Source organism: Enterobacter cloacae complex sp. GYL001, assembly GCF_049237125.1.
In the GTDB taxonomy this organism is placed as follows: domain Bacteria; phylum Pseudomonadota; class Gammaproteobacteria; order Enterobacterales; family Enterobacteriaceae; genus Enterobacter; species Enterobacter hormaechei_C.
Window position 1 is genome coordinate 1 of record NZ_JBMKGW010000026.1, and the last position, 14,079, is coordinate 14,079.

General features: G+C 50.0%; 29 protein-coding genes and 1 pseudogene. 29 read left to right on the forward strand and 1 reads right to left on the reverse strand.

Annotated elements, in window-relative coordinates; all coding sequences use genetic code 11:
• The 3 genes from ACOTWU_RS23735 to bfr form a co-directional block, all read left to right on the forward strand.
• On the forward strand, window positions 1-102 hold a 102-nt coding region (locus ACOTWU_RS23735), incomplete at its 5' end, for a translation elongation factor Tu (RefSeq protein ID WP_023167409.1).
• A gap of 178 nt (window positions 103-280) precedes the next feature.
• Window positions 281-475 (forward strand): bacterioferritin-associated ferredoxin, encoded by a 195-nt coding sequence (gene bfd, locus ACOTWU_RS23740; RefSeq protein ID WP_003863268.1) that lies wholly within the window; start codon window positions 281-283, stop codon window positions 473-475.
• A gap of 72 nt (window positions 476-547) precedes the next feature.
• On the forward strand, window positions 548-1,024 hold the full coding sequence (gene bfr / locus ACOTWU_RS23745) for a bacterioferritin (RefSeq protein WP_003863270.1): 477 nt from the start codon (window positions 548-550) through the stop codon (window positions 1,022-1,024).
• Here the strand turns inward: bfr and ACOTWU_RS23750 are convergent.
• Window positions 1,008-1,482: pseudogene (locus tag ACOTWU_RS23750) on the reverse strand (prepilin peptidase). The gene bfr and the pseudogene ACOTWU_RS23750 sit on opposite strands and share 17 nt — an antisense overlap.
• Window positions 1,483-1,862: 380 nt before the next feature.
• On the opposite strand from ACOTWU_RS23750, the gene rpsJ reads away from it, so the two are divergent.
• The 26 genes from rpsJ (at window position 1,863) to rpsD (ending at window position 14,076) form a co-directional block, all read left to right on the forward strand.
• Complete coding sequence (gene rpsJ, locus ACOTWU_RS23755) at window positions 1,863-2,174, forward strand: 30S ribosomal protein S10 (RefSeq protein WP_001181005.1); 312 nt, start codon at window positions 1,863-1,865, stop codon at window positions 2,172-2,174.
• Window positions 2,175-2,206: 32 nt separating this feature from the next.
• A complete protein-coding gene (gene rplC / locus ACOTWU_RS23760) occupies window positions 2,207-2,836 on the forward strand; it encodes a 50S ribosomal protein L3 (protein ID WP_003863274.1) in 630 nt (209 codons plus the stop codon).
• A gap of 10 nt (window positions 2,837-2,846) precedes the next feature.
• On the forward strand, window positions 2,847-3,452 hold the full coding sequence (rplD, locus tag ACOTWU_RS23765; RefSeq protein WP_000424395.1) for a 50S ribosomal protein L4: 606 nt from the start codon (window positions 2,847-2,849) through the stop codon (window positions 3,450-3,452).
• Window positions 3,449-3,751, forward strand: a complete 303-nt coding sequence (rplW, locus tag ACOTWU_RS23770) for a 50S ribosomal protein L23 (RefSeq protein WP_000617546.1) — start codon at window positions 3,449-3,451, stop codon at window positions 3,749-3,751. Before rplD ends, rplW begins: the two co-directional genes overlap by 4 nt.
• A gap of 17 nt (window positions 3,752-3,768) precedes the next feature.
• A complete protein-coding gene (gene rplB / locus ACOTWU_RS23775; protein WP_000301859.1) occupies window positions 3,769-4,590 on the forward strand; it encodes a 50S ribosomal protein L2 in 822 nt (273 codons plus the stop codon).
• Window positions 4,591-4,606: 16 nt separating this feature from the next.
• Window positions 4,607-4,885, forward strand: coding sequence for a 30S ribosomal protein S19 (rpsS, locus tag ACOTWU_RS23780; RefSeq protein WP_001138117.1), 279 nt, complete (start codon window positions 4,607-4,609; stop codon window positions 4,883-4,885).
• Window positions 4,886-4,899: 14 nt separating this feature from the next.
• Window positions 4,900-5,232: a 50S ribosomal protein L22 gene (gene rplV, locus ACOTWU_RS23785; RefSeq protein ID WP_002919773.1), complete on the forward strand. Its 333-nt coding sequence runs from the start codon at window positions 4,900-4,902 to the stop codon at window positions 5,230-5,232.
• Between the two features lie 17 nt (window positions 5,233-5,249).
• Window positions 5,250-5,951 carry a 30S ribosomal protein S3 gene (rpsC, locus tag ACOTWU_RS23790; protein ID WP_000529945.1) on the forward strand — a complete coding sequence of 234 codons (702 nt, stop codon included), beginning with the start codon at window positions 5,250-5,252 and terminating at the stop codon, window positions 5,949-5,951.
• Window positions 5,952-5,963: 12 nt separating this feature from the next.
• On the forward strand, window positions 5,964-6,374 hold the full coding sequence (gene rplP, locus ACOTWU_RS23795; RefSeq protein WP_002919759.1) for a 50S ribosomal protein L16: 411 nt from the start codon (window positions 5,964-5,966) through the stop codon (window positions 6,372-6,374).
• Window positions 6,374-6,565 carry a 50S ribosomal protein L29 gene (gene rpmC, locus ACOTWU_RS23800; RefSeq protein WP_003863282.1) on the forward strand — a complete coding sequence of 64 codons (192 nt, stop codon included), beginning with the start codon at window positions 6,374-6,376 and terminating at the stop codon, window positions 6,563-6,565. Before rplP ends, rpmC begins: the two co-directional genes overlap by 1 nt.
• Complete coding sequence (rpsQ, locus tag ACOTWU_RS23805) at window positions 6,565-6,819, forward strand: 30S ribosomal protein S17 (protein ID WP_002438707.1); 255 nt, start codon at window positions 6,565-6,567, stop codon at window positions 6,817-6,819. Before rpmC ends, rpsQ begins: the two co-directional genes overlap by 1 nt.
• Before the next feature lie 166 nt (window positions 6,820-6,985).
• Window positions 6,986-7,357, forward strand: coding sequence for a 50S ribosomal protein L14 (gene rplN / locus ACOTWU_RS23810; RefSeq protein ID WP_002919748.1), 372 nt, complete (start codon window positions 6,986-6,988; stop codon window positions 7,355-7,357).
• Between the two features lie 10 nt (window positions 7,358-7,367).
• Window positions 7,368-7,682 carry a 50S ribosomal protein L24 gene (gene rplX, locus ACOTWU_RS23815; RefSeq protein WP_003863287.1) on the forward strand — a complete coding sequence of 105 codons (315 nt, stop codon included), beginning with the start codon at window positions 7,368-7,370 and terminating at the stop codon, window positions 7,680-7,682.
• Between the two features lie 14 nt (window positions 7,683-7,696).
• Window positions 7,697-8,236, forward strand: a complete 540-nt coding sequence (gene rplE / locus ACOTWU_RS23820) for a 50S ribosomal protein L5 (protein ID WP_003863290.1) — start codon at window positions 7,697-7,699, stop codon at window positions 8,234-8,236.
• 14 nt (window positions 8,237-8,250) lie between these two features.
• The gene (gene rpsN, locus ACOTWU_RS23825) at window positions 8,251-8,556 is read left to right on the forward strand and encodes a 30S ribosomal protein S14 (RefSeq protein WP_003863291.1); all 306 of its coding nucleotides are present in this window, start codon (window positions 8,251-8,253) and stop codon (window positions 8,554-8,556) included.
• A gap of 30 nt (window positions 8,557-8,586) precedes the next feature.
• Window positions 8,587-8,979 (forward strand): 30S ribosomal protein S8, encoded by a 393-nt coding sequence (gene rpsH, locus ACOTWU_RS23830; RefSeq protein WP_006178918.1) that lies wholly within the window; start codon window positions 8,587-8,589, stop codon window positions 8,977-8,979.
• Between the two features lie 12 nt (window positions 8,980-8,991).
• Window positions 8,992-9,525 (forward strand): 50S ribosomal protein L6, encoded by a 534-nt coding sequence (rplF, locus tag ACOTWU_RS23835; protein WP_006178917.1) that lies wholly within the window; start codon window positions 8,992-8,994, stop codon window positions 9,523-9,525.
• A 9-nt stretch (window positions 9,526-9,534) separates the two neighbouring features.
• Complete coding sequence (gene rplR / locus ACOTWU_RS23840; RefSeq protein ID WP_003863297.1) at window positions 9,535-9,888, forward strand: 50S ribosomal protein L18; 354 nt, start codon at window positions 9,535-9,537, stop codon at window positions 9,886-9,888.
• A gap of 14 nt (window positions 9,889-9,902) precedes the next feature.
• Complete coding sequence (gene rpsE, locus ACOTWU_RS23845; protein WP_003863299.1) at window positions 9,903-10,403, forward strand: 30S ribosomal protein S5; 501 nt, start codon at window positions 9,903-9,905, stop codon at window positions 10,401-10,403.
• A 6-nt stretch (window positions 10,404-10,409) separates the two neighbouring features.
• On the forward strand, window positions 10,410-10,589 hold the full coding sequence (gene rpmD, locus ACOTWU_RS23850) for a 50S ribosomal protein L30 (RefSeq protein WP_003863301.1): 180 nt from the start codon (window positions 10,410-10,412) through the stop codon (window positions 10,587-10,589).
• A 3-nt stretch (window positions 10,590-10,592) separates the two neighbouring features.
• Window positions 10,593-11,027: a 50S ribosomal protein L15 gene (rplO, locus tag ACOTWU_RS23855; protein ID WP_003863304.1), complete on the forward strand. Its 435-nt coding sequence runs from the start codon at window positions 10,593-10,595 to the stop codon at window positions 11,025-11,027.
• Window positions 11,028-11,034: 7 nt separating this feature from the next.
• Complete coding sequence (gene secY / locus ACOTWU_RS23860; RefSeq protein WP_003863305.1) at window positions 11,035-12,366, forward strand: preprotein translocase subunit SecY; 1,332 nt, start codon at window positions 11,035-11,037, stop codon at window positions 12,364-12,366.
• 31 nt (window positions 12,367-12,397) lie between these two features.
• Entirely contained in the window at window positions 12,398-12,514 is a 117-nt protein-coding gene (gene rpmJ, locus ACOTWU_RS23865) for a 50S ribosomal protein L36 (protein ID WP_000868187.1), read from the forward strand.
• Between the two features lie 146 nt (window positions 12,515-12,660).
• Window positions 12,661-13,017, forward strand: coding sequence for a 30S ribosomal protein S13 (gene rpsM, locus ACOTWU_RS23870; protein ID WP_003863308.1), 357 nt, complete (start codon window positions 12,661-12,663; stop codon window positions 13,015-13,017).
• A 16-nt stretch (window positions 13,018-13,033) separates the two neighbouring features.
• A complete protein-coding gene (rpsK, locus tag ACOTWU_RS23875; RefSeq protein ID WP_003863312.1) occupies window positions 13,034-13,423 on the forward strand; it encodes a 30S ribosomal protein S11 in 390 nt (129 codons plus the stop codon).
• A 32-nt stretch (window positions 13,424-13,455) separates the two neighbouring features.
• Entirely contained in the window at window positions 13,456-14,076 is a 621-nt protein-coding gene (gene rpsD, locus ACOTWU_RS23880; RefSeq protein ID WP_003863314.1) for a 30S ribosomal protein S4, read from the forward strand.
• The last annotated feature ends 3 nt before the right edge of the window (window positions 14,077-14,079 follow it).

Below are 14,079 nucleotides of genomic sequence, written 5' to 3' on the forward strand. Positions count from 1 at the left end.
ACGCTGATCCACCCAATCGCGATGGACGACGGTCTGCGTTTCGCAATCCGTGAAGGCGGCCGTACCGTTGGCGCGGGCGTTGTTGCTAAAGTTCTGGGCTAATTAATTATCCCTGAAATAAAAAGGACGCTCCGGCGTCCTTTTTTGTTTTCTGCCGTTGGGGCATTGTCATAAAAATTCGCATTTTTTGCTTTCTCCCGCCACGTATTCCGACGCCCGCGCTATTGTAATCATAACCATTCTCACTTACACTTTGCGCATATTTTGAACGGGAGTCTTTATGTACGTTTGTTTATGTAATGGTGTAAGCGACAAAAAAATTCGTCAGGCCGTTCGCCAGTTTCAACCACAATCTTTCCAGCAGCTTCGCAAGTTTGTTCCGGTGGGAAATCAATGCGGTAAATGCGTTCGCGCAGCGCGTGAGATCATGCAGGACGAACTGATGCAGATCCCGGAATTCAAAGAGATCGCGTAAGCCTCTATCTTTTTTTTGACATCCCCGTAGCCCGATCTACGCTTCAATGAGTGGAAGCGGAGGGACTATATAATGAAAGGTGATGTTAAAATCATAAGTTATCTCAATAAATTATTGGGAAATGAGCTTGTCGCAATCAATCAGTATTTTCTCCATGCAAGAATGTTTAAAAACTGGGGACTGACTCGCCTCAACGATGTTGAATACCATGAGTCCATTGATGAAATGAAACACGCCGATAAATACATTGAGCGTATTTTATTCCTCGAAGGCATTCCTAACCTACAGGATCTCGGAAAACTGGGCATCGGAGAAGATGTCGAAGAGATGCTGCGTTCTGATCTCCGGCTGGAGCTGGAGGGTGCAAAAGATCTGCGTGAAGCCATTGCCTATGCGGACAGCGTACATGACTACGTCAGCCGCGATATGATGATCCAGATCCTGGCCGATGAAGAAGGGCACATCGACTGGCTTGAGACCGAACTGGATCTCATTAGCAAAATTGGCCTACAGAACTACCTTCAGTCTCAGATCAAAGTGGAAAGTTAATCAGGCTTTCCCAGCCAACGCATAAACCCGCTGCCGCCAGAAATGGCCCAAAAGGCAGTGGGTTTTTTTAATGCCTGCTTATCAGGAGTAAACAACGAGAAAGCAACCAGATACAGCAGAGCCATTAACGCGGCCACTAATGCCAGTATTGGTAGTACACACCAGCCATGCCATGCCCCCAGCGCCGCCAGATATTTTATGTCGCCATATCCCATCCCTTCACGTCGGCAGATGAGACGGTATCCCCAATAGATAATGGCGAATCCGGCGTATCCTGCCATCGCACCCACTACCGCGCTCGGCAAAAAATCAGGATGGAGACAAAGCTGGTAGAGCAGGCCCGTCCATAGCAGCGGGCAAAGAAATTTATCGGGAAGAAGCCCCGTGCGAATATCGGTGCGAACAAGCAAGGCCGATAACGCAAAATAGATCAACAGAAAGGGGAGGGACAGTAGCATAGCGAGAGCCTCAAAATGGTTTGAGCGCATACTCGTAATAATCTGCATGCCCGGCAATGTGTAAAAACAGCAATTGCGTAGCGGCTTCATACAAAGAGTTGAGAAGGGATACTTTGCATAAAAAATTGCGCGGCCTTACGTATAGTACGTCTTTGGCGCTTAATTTCTAAACGGCACTTGCGTCTTTCTCTGATTTACGTATAATGCGCGGGCTTGTCGTAATTGACGGCGGGTTCAATCTGAACCAGAGTAGCTCACTTTGTTACTCAACAATGCTCCCAATTGGGGAGCTACGTAAGAACGGTTACACTCTCCCATCAATCGTAATGGGTTTGAGGAGTAATCATTTTCGTTTATAAAATAATTGGAGCTCTGGTCTCATGCAGAACCAAAGAATCCGTATCCGCCTTAAAGCGTTTGATCATCGTCTGATCGATCAATCAACCGCGGAAATCGTCGAGACTGCTAAGCGCACTGGTGCGCAAGTCCGTGGTCCGATCCCGCTGCCGACCCGCAAAGAGCGCTTTACCGTTCTGATCTCTCCGCACGTTAACAAAGATGCGCGTGATCAGTACGAAATCCGCACTCACAAGCGTCTGGTTGACATCGTTGAGCCAACTGAGAAAACCGTTGATGCTCTGATGCGTCTGGATCTGGCTGCCGGTGTAGACGTGCAGATCAGCCTGGGTTAATCAGGTCATCGAGCGATTGAGAGGTTGAAACAATGATTGGTTTAGTCGGTAAAAAAGTGGGTATGACCCGCATCTTCACTGAAGATGGCGTTTCTATCCCAGTAACCGTAATCGAAGTTGAAGCAAACCGCGTTACTCAGGTTAAAGATCTGGCTAACGATGGCTACCGCGCTATTCAGGTTACCACTGGTGCTAAAAAAGCTAACCGTGTAACCAAACCAGAAGCGGGTCACTTCGCTAAAGCTGGCGTTGAAGCTGGCCGTGGTCTGTGGGAATTCCGTCTTGCTGAAGGCGAAGAGTTCACCGTAGGTCAGGACATTAGCGTTGAGCTGTTTGCTGACGTTAAAAAAGTTGACGTAACCGGTACCTCTAAAGGTAAAGGTTTTGCTGGTACCGTTAAGCGCTGGAACTTCCGTACCCAGGACGCTACTCACGGTAACTCCTTGTCTCACCGCGTTCCGGGTTCTATCGGTCAGAACCAGACTCCGGGCAAAGTGTTCAAAGGCAAGAAAATGGCAGGTCAGCTGGGCAACGAACGTGTAACCGTTCAGAGCCTGGACGTAGTACGTGTTGACGCTGAGCGCAACCTGCTGCTGGTTAAAGGTGCGGTCCCGGGTGCAACCGGTAGCGACCTGATCGTTAAACCAGCTGTGAAGGCGTAAGGGGATAGCAATGGAATTAGTATTGAAAGACGCGCAGAGCGCGCTGACTGTTTCCGAAACTACCTTCGGTCGTGATTTCAACGAAGCGCTGGTTCACCAGGTTGTTGTTGCTTATGCAGCTGGTGCTCGTCAGGGTACTCGTGCTCAGAAGACTCGTGCTGAAGTAACTGGTTCAGGCAAAAAGCCATGGCGCCAGAAAGGTACCGGCCGTGCGCGTTCAGGTTCTATCAAGAGCCCGATCTGGCGTTCAGGTGGCGTGACCTTCGCTGCGCGTCCACAGGACCACAGTCAAAAAGTTAACAAAAAGATGTACCGCGGCGCGCTGAAAAGCATTCTGTCCGAACTGGTACGTCAGGATCGTCTGATCGTTGTCGAGAAGTTCTCTGTTGAAGCGCCTAAAACTAAGCTGCTGGCACAGAAACTGAAAGACATGGCTCTGGAAGATGTGCTGATCATCACCGGTGAGCTGGACGAGAACCTGTTCCTGGCCGCGCGTAACCTGCACAAGGTTGACGTACGCGACGCGACTGGTATCGACCCGGTTAGCCTGATCGCCTTCGACAAAGTCGTAATGACTGCTGATGCTGTTAAGCAAGTTGAGGAGATGCTGGCATGATTCGTGAAGAACGTCTGCTGAAGGTGCTGCGCGCACCGCACGTTTCTGAAAAAGCGTCTACTGCGATGGAAAAAACAAACACCATCGTTCTCAAAGTTGCTAAAGACGCGACCAAAGCAGAGATCAAAGCTGCTGTGCAGAAACTGTTTGAAGTCGAAGTCGAAGTCGTTAACACCCTGGTAGTTAAAGGGAAAGTTAAACGTCACGGACAGCGTATCGGTCGTCGTAGCGACTGGAAAAAAGCTTACGTCACCCTGAAAGAAGGCCAGAACCTGGACTTCGTTGGCGGCGCTGAGTAAGTCGGAGGAGTAATACAATGGCAGTTGTTAAATGTAAACCGACATCTCCGGGTCGTCGCCACGTAGTTAAAGTGGTTAACCCTGAGCTGCACAAGGGCAAACCTTTTGCTCCGTTGCTGGAAAAAAACAGCAAATCCGGTGGTCGTAACAACAATGGCCGTATCACCACTCGTCACATCGGTGGTGGCCACAAGCAGGCTTATCGTATTGTTGACTTCAAACGCAACAAAGACGGTATCCCAGCAGTTGTTGAGCGTCTTGAGTACGATCCGAACCGTTCCGCGAACATCGCGCTGGTTCTGTACAAAGATGGCGAACGCCGTTACATCCTGGCCCCTAAAGGCCTGAAAGCTGGCGACCAGATTCAGTCTGGCGTTGATGCTGCAATCAAAGCAGGCAACACCCTGCCGATGCGCAATATCCCGGTTGGTTCTACCGTTCATAACGTAGAAATGAAACCAGGTAAAGGCGGTCAGCTGGCGCGTTCCGCGGGTACTTACGTTCAGATCGTTGCGCGTGACGGTGCTTATGTCACCCTGCGTCTGCGTTCTGGTGAAATGCGTAAAGTCGAAGCAGACTGCCGCGCTACTCTGGGCGAAGTTGGCAATGCTGAGCATATGCTGCGCGTTCTGGGTAAAGCTGGTGCTGCACGCTGGCGTGGTGTTCGTCCTACCGTTCGCGGTACTGCGATGAACCCAGTCGACCACCCACATGGTGGTGGTGAAGGTCGTAACTTTGGTAAGCACCCGGTAACTCCGTGGGGCGTTCAGACCAAAGGTAAGAAGACCCGCAGCAACAAGCGTACTGATAAATTTATCGTACGTCGCCGTAGCAAATAATTTTAGAGGATAAGCCATGCCACGTTCTCTCAAGAAAGGTCCTTTTATTGACCTGCACTTGCTGAAGAAGGTAGAGAAAGCGGTGGAAAGCGGAGACAAGAAGCCCCTGCGCACTTGGTCCCGTCGTTCAACGATCTTTCCTAACATGATCGGTTTGACCATCGCTGTCCATAATGGTCGTCAGCACGTTCCAGTCTTTGTTACCGACGAAATGGTTGGTCACAAACTGGGTGAATTCGCACCGACTCGTACTTATCGCGGCCACGCTGCTGATAAAAAAGCGAAGAAAAAATAAGGTAGGAGGAAGAGATGGAAACTTTAGCTCAACATCGCCATGCTCGTTCTTCTGCACAGAAGGTTCGCCTTGTTGCTGACCTGATTCGCGGTAAGAAAGTGTCGCAGGCCCTGGACATCCTGACCTATACCAACAAGAAAGCTGCGGTATTGGTCAAGAAAGTACTGGAATCTGCCATTGCTAACGCTGAACACAACGATGGCGCTGACATCGACGATCTGAAAGTCGCGAAAATTTTCGTAGATGAAGGCCCAAGCATGAAGCGCATTATGCCGCGTGCGAAAGGTCGTGCAGATCGCATCCTGAAGCGCACCAGCCACATTACTGTGGTTGTGTCCGATCGCTGAGACTCTGGAGACTAGCAATGGGTCAGAAAGTACATCCTAATGGTATTCGCCTGGGTATTGTAAAACCATGGAACTCTACCTGGTTTGCGAACACCAAAGAATTCGCTGACAACCTGGACAGCGATTTTAAAGTACGTCAGTACCTGACTAAGGAACTGGCTAAAGCGTCTGTATCTCGTATCGTTATCGAGCGTCCAGCTAAGAGCATCCGTGTGACTATTCACACTGCTCGCCCTGGCATCGTTATCGGTAAGAAAGGCGAAGACGTAGAAAAACTGCGCAAGGTCGTAGCGGATATCGCTGGCGTTCCTGCACAGATCAATATCGCTGAAGTTCGTAAGCCTGAACTGGACGCTAAATTGGTTGCTGACAGCATCACTTCTCAGCTGGAACGTCGCGTTATGTTCCGTCGTGCTATGAAGCGTGCTGTACAGAACGCAATGCGTCTGGGCGCTAAAGGTATCAAAGTTGAAGTTAGCGGCCGTCTGGGCGGCGCGGAAATCGCACGTACCGAATGGTACCGCGAAGGTCGCGTACCGCTGCACACTCTGCGTGCTGACATCGACTACAACACCTCTGAAGCGCACACCACTTACGGTGTAATCGGCGTTAAGGTATGGATCTTCAAAGGTGAGATCCTGGGTGGTATGGCTGCTGTTGAACAACCGGAAAAACCGGCTGCTCAACCTAAAAAGCAGCAGCGTAAAGGCCGTAAATAAGGAGCGTCGCTGATGTTACAACCAAAGCGTACAAAATTCCGTAAAGTGCACAAAGGCCGCAACCGTGGTCTGGCGCAGGGTACGGATGTTAGCTTCGGCACTTTCGGTCTGAAAGCTGTTGGCCGTGGTCGTCTGACTGCACGTCAGATCGAAGCAGCACGTCGTGCAATGACCCGTGCAGTTAAGCGTCAAGGTAAGATCTGGATCCGTGTATTCCCGGACAAACCGATCACCGAGAAGCCACTGGAAGTTCGTATGGGTAAAGGTAAAGGTAACGTGGAGTACTGGGTTGCCTTGATCCAACCGGGCAAAGTCCTTTATGAAATGGACGGTGTTCCGGAAGAGCTGGCCCGTGAAGCCTTCGGCCTGGCAGCAGCGAAACTGCCTATCAAAACCACCTTTGTAACTAAGACGGTGATGTAATGAAAGCAAAAGAGCTGCGTGAAAAAAGCGTTGAAGAGCTGAACGCTGAGCTGCTGAACCTGCTGCGTGAGCAGTTCAACCTGCGTATGCAGGCTGCAAGTGGCCAGCTGCAACAGACTCACCTGCTGAAGCAAGTGCGTCGCAATGTTGCGCGCGTTAAGACTTTACTGACTCAGAAGGCGGGTGCGTAATGACCGATAAAATCCGTACTCTGCAAGGTCGTGTTGTTAGCGATAAAATGGAGAAATCCATTGTTGTAGCTATCGAACGTTTTGTGAAACACCCGATCTACGGTAAATTCATCAAGCGTACGACCAAACTGCACGTACATGACGAGAACAACGAATGTGGTATCGGCGACAAGGTTGAAATCCGTGAATGCCGTCCACTGTCCAAGACTAAGTCCTGGACGCTGGTTCGCGTTGTAGAGAAAGCGGTTCTGTAATAGAGTACGCATTCTCAATACGAATAAACGGCTCAGCGATGAGCCGTTTATTTTTTCTACCCATATTGCAGAAGCGGTGTTATAATGCCGCGCCCTCGATATGGGGCTTTTTAACGGCTCTGATTTTAGAGTCTCAGGTAGTAGTTGACATTAGCGGAGCACTAAAATGATCCAAGAACAGACTATGCTGAACGTCGCCGACAACTCCGGTGCACGTCGCGTAATGTGTATCAAGGTTCTGGGTGGCTCGCACCGTCGCTACGCAGGCGTAGGCGACATCATCAAGATCACCATCAAGGAAGCAATTCCACGTGGTAAGGTCAAAAAAGGTGATGTGCTGAAGGCGGTAGTGGTGCGCACCAAGAAGGGTGTTCGTCGCCCTGACGGTTCTGTCATTCGCTTCGATGGTAATGCATGCGTTATTTTAAACAATAACAGCGAGCAGCCTATCGGCACGCGTATCTTTGGGCCGGTAACTCGTGAACTTCGTACTGAGAAGTTCATGAAAATTATCTCTCTGGCACCAGAAGTACTCTAAGGAGCGAATCATGGCAGCGAAAATCCGTCGTGATGACGAAGTTATCGTGTTAACCGGTAAAGATAAAGGTAAACGCGGTAAAGTAAAAAATGTTCTGTCTTCCGGCAAACTTGTCGTTGAAGGTATTAACCTGGTTAAGAAACATCAGAAGCCGGTTCCGGCCCTGAACCAACCAGGCGGCATCGTTGAAAAAGAAGCTGCTATTCAGGTTTCTAACGTTGCAATCTTCAATGCGGCTACCGGTAAGGCTGACCGTGTAGGCTTTAGATTCGAAGACGGTAAAAAAGTCCGTTTCTTCAAATCTAACAGCGAAACTATCAAGTAATTTGGAGTAGTACGATGGCGAAACTGCATGATTACTACAAAGACGAAGTAGTTAACAAACTCATGACTGAGTTTAACTACAATTCTGTCATGCAAGTCCCTCGGGTCGAGAAGATCACCCTGAACATGGGTGTTGGTGAAGCGATCGCTGACAAGAAACTGCTGGATAACGCAGCAGCTGACCTGACAGCAATCTCCGGTCAAAAACCGCTGATCACCAAAGCACGCAAATCTGTTGCAGGCTTCAAAATCCGTCAGGGCTATCCGATCGGCTGTAAAGTAACTCTGCGTGGCGAACGCATGTGGGAGTTCCTTGAGCGCCTGATCACTATTGCTGTTCCACGTATCCGTGACTTCCGTGGCTTGTCCGCTAAGTCTTTCGACGGTCGTGGTAACTACAGCATGGGTGTCCGTGAGCAGATCATCTTCCCAGAAATCGACTACGATAAAGTCGACCGCGTGCGTGGTTTGGATATTACCATTACCACTACTGCGAAATCTGATGAAGAAGGCCGTGCTCTGCTGGCTGCCTTTGACTTCCCGTTCCGCAAGTAAGGTAGGGTTACTGAATGGCTAAGCAATCAATGAAAGCACGCGAAGTAAAGCGCGTAGCTTTAGCTGATAAATTCTTCGCTAAACGCGCTGAACTGAAAGCGATCATTTCTGATGTGAACGCTTCCGACGAAGATCGTTGGAATGCGGTTCTCAAGCTGCAGTCTCTGCCGCGTGATTCCAGCCCGTCTCGTCAGCGTAACCGCTGTCGTCAAACAGGTCGTCCACATGGTTATGTGGGCAAGTTTGGGTTGAGCCGTATCAAACTGCGTGAAGCCGCCATGCGCGGTGAAGTGCCAGGCTTGAAAAAGGCTAGCTGGTAATTACCAATTGAATCACGGGAGTAAAGACAGATGAGCATGCAAGATCCGATCGCGGATATGCTGACCCGTATCCGTAACGGTCAGGCCGCGAACAAAGTTGCGGTCACCATGCCTTCCGCCAAGCTGAAAGTGGCAATTGCCAACGTGCTGAAGGAAGAAGGTTTTATCGAAGATTTTAAAGTTGAAGGCGACACCAAGCCGGAACTGGAACTTACTCTCAAGTATTTCCAGGGTAAAGCTGTTGTAGAAAGCATTCAGCGTGTCAGCCGCCCAGGCCTGCGCATCTATAAGAAAAAAGATGAGCTGCCAAAAGTAATGGCTGGTCTTGGTATCGCAGTTGTTTCTACCTCTAAAGGTGTTATGACTGATCGTGCAGCGCGCCAGGCTGGTCTTGGTGGCGAAATTATCTGCTACGTAGCCTAATCGGAGGAAAGAATGTCTCGTGTTGCTAAAGCACCGGTCGTTATTCCTGCCGGCGTTGATGTAAAAATCGACGGTCAGGTTATTACGATCAAAGGTAAAAACGGCGAGCTGACTCGTACCCTCAACAATGCTGTTGAAGTTAAACATGCAGATAACGCTCTGACCTTCGGTCCGCGTGATGGTTTCGTGGATGGATGGGCTCAGGCTGGTACCGCGCGTGCCCTGCTGAACTCAATGGTTGTTGGTGTTACCGAAGGCTTCACTAAAAAGCTTCAGCTGGTTGGTGTAGGTTATCGTGCAGCTATCAAAGGGAATGCAGTAGGCCTGTCTCTGGGCTTCTCACACCCTGTTGAGCATCCGCTGCCGGCCGGTATCACTGCAGAATGCCCGACTCAGACTGAAATCGTGCTGAAAGGCGCTGATAAACAGCTGATCGGTCAGGTTGCAGCAGATCTGCGCGCCTACCGTCGTCCTGAGCCTTATAAAGGCAAGGGTGTTCGTTACGCCGACGAAGTCGTGCGTACCAAAGAGGCTAAGAAGAAGTAAGGTAACACTATGGATAAGAAATCTGCTCGTATCCGTCGTGCGACCCGCGCACGCCGCAAGCTCAAAGAGCTGGGTGCAACTCGCCTGGTGGTACATCGTACCCCGCGTCATATTTACGCACAGGTAATTGCACCGAACGGTTCTGAAGTTCTGGTAGCTGCTTCTACTGTAGAAAAAGCTATCTCAGAACAATTGAAGTATACCGGTAACAAAGACGCCGCAGCAGCTGTAGGTAAAGCTGTCGCTGAACGCGCTCTGGAAAAAGGCATCAGCAATGTTTCCTTTGACCGTTCCGGGTTCCAATATCATGGTCGTGTCCAGGCACTGGCAGATGCTGCCCGTGAAGCTGGCCTTCAGTTCTAAGGTAGAGGTGTAAGATGGCTCACATCGAAAAACAGGCTGGCGAACTGCAGGAAAAGCTGATCGCGGTAAACCGCGTATCTAAAACCGTTAAAGGTGGTCGTATTTTCTCCTTCACAGCTCTGACTGTAGTGGGTGATGGTAACGGTCGCGTTGGTTTTGGTTACGGTAAAGCGCGTGAAGTTCCAGCAGCGATCCAGAAAGCGATGGAAAAAGCCCGTCGCAATATGATTAACGTCGCGCTGAACAACGGTACCCTGCAACACCCAGTTAAAGGTGTTCACACGGGTTCTCGTGTATTCATGCAGCCAGCTTCCGAAGGTACCGGTATCATCGCCGGTGGTGCAATGCGCGCCGTTCTGGAAGTTGCTGGAGTTCATAACGTTCTGGCTAAAGCATATGGTTCCACCAACCCGATCAACGTGGTTCGTGCAACTATTGATGGCCTGGAAAATATGAATTCTCCAGAAATGGTCGCTGCCAAGCGTGGTAAATCCGTTGAAGAAATTCTGGGGTAATTGACCATGGCAAAGACTATTAAAATCACTCAAACCCGCAGTGCAATCGGTCGTCTGCCGAAACACAAGGCAACGCTGCTTGGCCTGGGTCTGCGTCGTATTGGTCATACCGTTGAGCGCGAGGATACTCCTGCTGTTCGTGGTATGGTCAACGCGGTTTACTTCATGGTTAAAGTTGAGGAGTAAGAGATGCGTTTAAATACTCTGTCTCCGGCCGAAGGCTCTAAAAAGGCGGGTAAACGCCTGGGTCGTGGTATCGGTTCTGGCCTCGGCAAAACCGGTGGTCGTGGTCACAAAGGTCAGAATTCTCGTTCTGGCGGTGGCGTACGTCGCGGTTTCGAGGGTGGCCAGATGCCACTGTACCGTCGTCTGCCGAAGTTCGGCTTCACCTCTCGCAAAGCAGCGATCACAGCGGAAATCCGTTTGTCTGACCTGGCGAAAGTTGAAGGCGGCGTTGTAGACCTGAACACGCTGAAAGCGGCTAACATTATCGGTATCCAGATCGAGTTCGCGAAAGTGATCCTGGCTGGTGAAGTTTCTACTCCGGTAACTGTTCGTGGCCTGCGTGTTACTAAAGGTGCTCGTGCTGCTATCGAAGCTGCTGGCGGTAAAATTGAGGAATAAGTAGCAGATGGCTAAGCAACCGGGATTAGATTTTCAAAGTGCCAAAGGTGGATTTGGCGAGCTGAAACGCAGACTGCTGTTTGTAATCGGCGCGCTGATTGTGTTCCGTATTGGCTCTTTTATTCCGATCCCTGGTATTGATGCCGCTGTACTTGCCAAACTGCTTGAGCAACAGCGAGGCACCATCATTGAAATGTTCAACATGTTCTCTGGTGGTGCTCTCAGCCGTGCTTCTATTTTCGCACTGGGTATTATGCCGTACATTTCGGCATCGATTATTATCCAGCTGCTGACGGTCGTTCATCCGGCCCTGGCAGAGTTGAAGAAAGAAGGGGAGTCTGGACGTCGTAAGATTAGCCAGTACACCCGTTACGGCACTCTGGTGCTGGCAATATTCCAGTCGATCGGTATTGCTACCGGTCTTCCGAATATGCCTGGTATGCAGGGCCTGGTATTAAACCCAGGCTTTGCATTCTATTTCACCGCTGTTGTAAGTCTGGTCACAGGGACCATGTTCCTGATGTGGCTCGGCGAACAGATTACTGAACGAGGTATCGGTAACGGTATCTCAATCATTATCTTCGCCGGTATCGTTGCGGGTCTCCCGCCGGCCATCGCCCATACTATCGAGCAAGCGCGTCAAGGCGACCTGCACTTCCTCCTGTTGCTGTTGGTTGCAGTATTAGTATTTGCAGTGACGTTCTTTGTTGTCTTCGTTGAACGTGGTCAACGCCGCATTGTGGTGAACTACGCTAAACGTCAGCAGGGTCGTCGTGTCTATGCTGCACAGAGCACACATTTACCGCTGAAAGTGAATATGGCGGGGGTTATCCCGGCTATCTTCGCTTCCAGTATTATTCTGTTCCCGGCAACCATCGCGTCATGGTTCGGGGGCGGTACTGGTTGGAACTGGCTGACAACAATTTCGCTGTATTTGCAGCCTGGGCAACCACTTTATGTGTTACTCTATGCGTCTGCGATCATCTTCTTCTGTTTCTTCTACACGGCGTTGGTCTTCAACCCGCGTGAAACAGCAGATAACCTGAAGAAGTCCGGTGCATTTGTACCAGGAATTCGTCCGGGAGAGCAAACGGCGAAGTATATCGATAAAGTAATGACTCGCCTGACTTTGGTTGGTGCGCTTTATATTACTTTTATCTGCCTGATCCCGGAGTTCATGCGTGATGCAATGAAAGTACCGTTCTACTTCGGTGGGACCTCACTGCTTATCGTTGTGGTCGTGATTATGGACTTTATGGCTCAAGTGCAAACTCTGATGATGTCCAGTCAGTATGAGTCTGCATTGAAGAAGGCGAACCTGAAAGGCTACGGCCGCTAACTGGTCGCCTGAGAAGTTACGGAGAGTAAAAATGAAAGTTCGTGCTTCCGTCAAGAAATTATGCCGTAACTGCAAAATCGTTAAGCGTGATGGTGTCATCCGTGTGATTTGCAGTGCCGAGCCGAAGCATAAACAGCGCCAAGGCTGATTATTTCGCATATTTTTCTTGCAAAGTTGGGTTGAGCTGGCTAGATTAGCCAGCCAATCTTTTGTATGTCTGTACGTTTCCATTTGAGTATCCTGAAAACGGGCTTTTCAGCATGGTGCGTACATATTAAATAGTAGGAGTGCATAGTGGCCCGTATAGCAGGCATTAACATTCCTGATCAGAAACATGCTGTGATCGCATTAACTTCGATCTATGGCGTCGGCAAGACCCGTTCTAAAGCCATTCTGGCTGCAGCGGGTATCGCTGAAGATGTTAAGATCAGTGAGCTGTCTGAAGAACAAATCGACACGCTGCGTGACGAAGTTGCCAAATTTGTCGTTGAAGGTGATCTGCGCCGTGAAATCAGCATGAGCATCAAGCGCCTGATGGATCTTGGTTGCTATCGCGGTTTGCGTCATCGTCGTGGTCTGCCAGTGCGCGGTCAGCGTACTAAGACCAACGCACGTACCCGTAAGGGTCCGCGCAAACCGATCAAGAAATAATCGGGGTGATTGAATAATGGCAAAGGCACCAGTTCGTGCACGTAAACGTGTAAGAAAACAAGTCTCTGACGGCGTGGCTCATATCCATGCTTCTTTCAACAACACCATCGTTACTATTACTGATCGTCAGGGTAACGCATTGGGTTGGGCAACAGCCGGTGGTTCCGGTTTCCGTGGTTCTCGCAAATCCACTCCGTTCGCAGCTCAGGTTGCAGCAGAGCGTTGCGCTGAAGCCGTAAAAGAATACGGCATCAAGAATCTGGAAGTTATGGTTAAAGGTCCGGGTCCGGGTCGTGAATCTACTGTTCGCGCTCTGAACGCCGCTGGTTTCCGCATCACGAATATTACTGATGTGACTCCGATCCCTCATAACGGTTGTCGTCCGCCGAAAAAACGTCGCGTATAACGCTCGTTTTTTAGGTTAGTTGGAGATAGAAAATGGCAAGATATTTGGGTCCTAAGCTCAAGCTGAGCCGTCGTGAGGGCACCGACTTATTCCTTAAGTCTGGCGTTCGCGCGATCGATACCAAGTGTAAAATTGAACAAGCTCCTGGCCAGCACGGTGCGCGTAAACCGCGTCTGTCTGACTATGGTGTGCAGTTGCGTGAAAAGCAAAAAGTTCGCCGTATCTACGGTGTGCTGGAGCGTCAGTTCCGTAACTACTATAAAGAAGCAGCACGTCTGAAAGGCAACACAGGTGAAAACCTGCTGGCTCTGCTGGAAGGTCGTCTGGACAACGTTGTATACCGTATGGGCTTCGGCGCGACTCGTGCTGAATCACGCCAGCTGGTTAGCCATAAAGCAATCATGGTAAACGGTCGTGTTGTTAACATCGCTTCTTATCAGGTTAAAGCGAATGACGTTGTTAGCATTCGTGAGAAAGCGAAAAAGCAATCTCGCGTGAAAGCCGCTCTGGAGCTGGCTGAGCAGCGTGAAAAGCCAACCTGGCTGGAAGTTGATGCTGGCAAGATGGAAGGTACGTTCAAGCGTCAGCCAGAACGTTCTGATCTGTCTGCGGACATTAACGAACACCTGATCGTCGAGCTTTACTCCAAGTAAAGC

Excerpts from the sequence above, each read along its gene's own strand:
- bfd (WP_003863268.1), top strand. The coding sequence starts at position 281 with ATGTACGTTTGTTTATGTAATGGTGTAAGCGACAAAAAAATTCGTCAG.
- bfr (WP_003863270.1), top strand. The coding sequence starts at position 548 with ATGAAAGGTGATGTTAAAATCATAAGTTATCTCAATAAATTATTGGGA.
- rpsJ (WP_001181005.1), top strand. The coding sequence starts at position 1,863 with ATGCAGAACCAAAGAATCCGTATCCGCCTTAAAGCGTTTGATCATCGT.
- rplC (WP_003863274.1), top strand. The coding sequence starts at position 2,207 with ATGATTGGTTTAGTCGGTAAAAAAGTGGGTATGACCCGCATCTTCACT.
- rplD (WP_000424395.1), top strand. The coding sequence starts at position 2,847 with ATGGAATTAGTATTGAAAGACGCGCAGAGCGCGCTGACTGTTTCCGAA.
- rplW (WP_000617546.1), top strand. The coding sequence starts at position 3,449 with ATGATTCGTGAAGAACGTCTGCTGAAGGTGCTGCGCGCACCGCACGTT.
- rplB (WP_000301859.1), top strand. The coding sequence starts at position 3,769 with ATGGCAGTTGTTAAATGTAAACCGACATCTCCGGGTCGTCGCCACGTA.
- rpsS (WP_001138117.1), top strand. The coding sequence starts at position 4,607 with ATGCCACGTTCTCTCAAGAAAGGTCCTTTTATTGACCTGCACTTGCTG.
- rplV (WP_002919773.1), top strand. The coding sequence starts at position 4,900 with ATGGAAACTTTAGCTCAACATCGCCATGCTCGTTCTTCTGCACAGAAG.
- rpsC (WP_000529945.1), top strand. The coding sequence starts at position 5,250 with ATGGGTCAGAAAGTACATCCTAATGGTATTCGCCTGGGTATTGTAAAA.
- rplP (WP_002919759.1), top strand. The coding sequence starts at position 5,964 with ATGTTACAACCAAAGCGTACAAAATTCCGTAAAGTGCACAAAGGCCGC.
- rpmC (WP_003863282.1), top strand. The coding sequence starts at position 6,374 with ATGAAAGCAAAAGAGCTGCGTGAAAAAAGCGTTGAAGAGCTGAACGCT.
- rpsQ (WP_002438707.1), top strand. The coding sequence starts at position 6,565 with ATGACCGATAAAATCCGTACTCTGCAAGGTCGTGTTGTTAGCGATAAA.
- rplN (WP_002919748.1), top strand. The coding sequence starts at position 6,986 with ATGATCCAAGAACAGACTATGCTGAACGTCGCCGACAACTCCGGTGCA.
- rplX (WP_003863287.1), top strand. The coding sequence starts at position 7,368 with ATGGCAGCGAAAATCCGTCGTGATGACGAAGTTATCGTGTTAACCGGT.
- rplE (WP_003863290.1), top strand. The coding sequence starts at position 7,697 with ATGGCGAAACTGCATGATTACTACAAAGACGAAGTAGTTAACAAACTC.
- rpsN (WP_003863291.1), top strand. The coding sequence starts at position 8,251 with ATGGCTAAGCAATCAATGAAAGCACGCGAAGTAAAGCGCGTAGCTTTA.
- rpsH (WP_006178918.1), top strand. The coding sequence starts at position 8,587 with ATGAGCATGCAAGATCCGATCGCGGATATGCTGACCCGTATCCGTAAC.
- rplF (WP_006178917.1), top strand. The coding sequence starts at position 8,992 with ATGTCTCGTGTTGCTAAAGCACCGGTCGTTATTCCTGCCGGCGTTGAT.
- rplR (WP_003863297.1), top strand. The coding sequence starts at position 9,535 with ATGGATAAGAAATCTGCTCGTATCCGTCGTGCGACCCGCGCACGCCGC.
- rpsE (WP_003863299.1), top strand. The coding sequence starts at position 9,903 with ATGGCTCACATCGAAAAACAGGCTGGCGAACTGCAGGAAAAGCTGATC.
- rpmD (WP_003863301.1), top strand. The coding sequence starts at position 10,410 with ATGGCAAAGACTATTAAAATCACTCAAACCCGCAGTGCAATCGGTCGT.
- rplO (WP_003863304.1), top strand. The coding sequence starts at position 10,593 with ATGCGTTTAAATACTCTGTCTCCGGCCGAAGGCTCTAAAAAGGCGGGT.
- secY (WP_003863305.1), top strand. The coding sequence starts at position 11,035 with ATGGCTAAGCAACCGGGATTAGATTTTCAAAGTGCCAAAGGTGGATTT.
- rpmJ (WP_000868187.1), top strand. The coding sequence starts at position 12,398 with ATGAAAGTTCGTGCTTCCGTCAAGAAATTATGCCGTAACTGCAAAATC.
- rpsK (WP_003863312.1), top strand. The coding sequence starts at position 13,034 with ATGGCAAAGGCACCAGTTCGTGCACGTAAACGTGTAAGAAAACAAGTC.
- rpsD (WP_003863314.1), top strand. The coding sequence starts at position 13,456 with ATGGCAAGATATTTGGGTCCTAAGCTCAAGCTGAGCCGTCGTGAGGGC.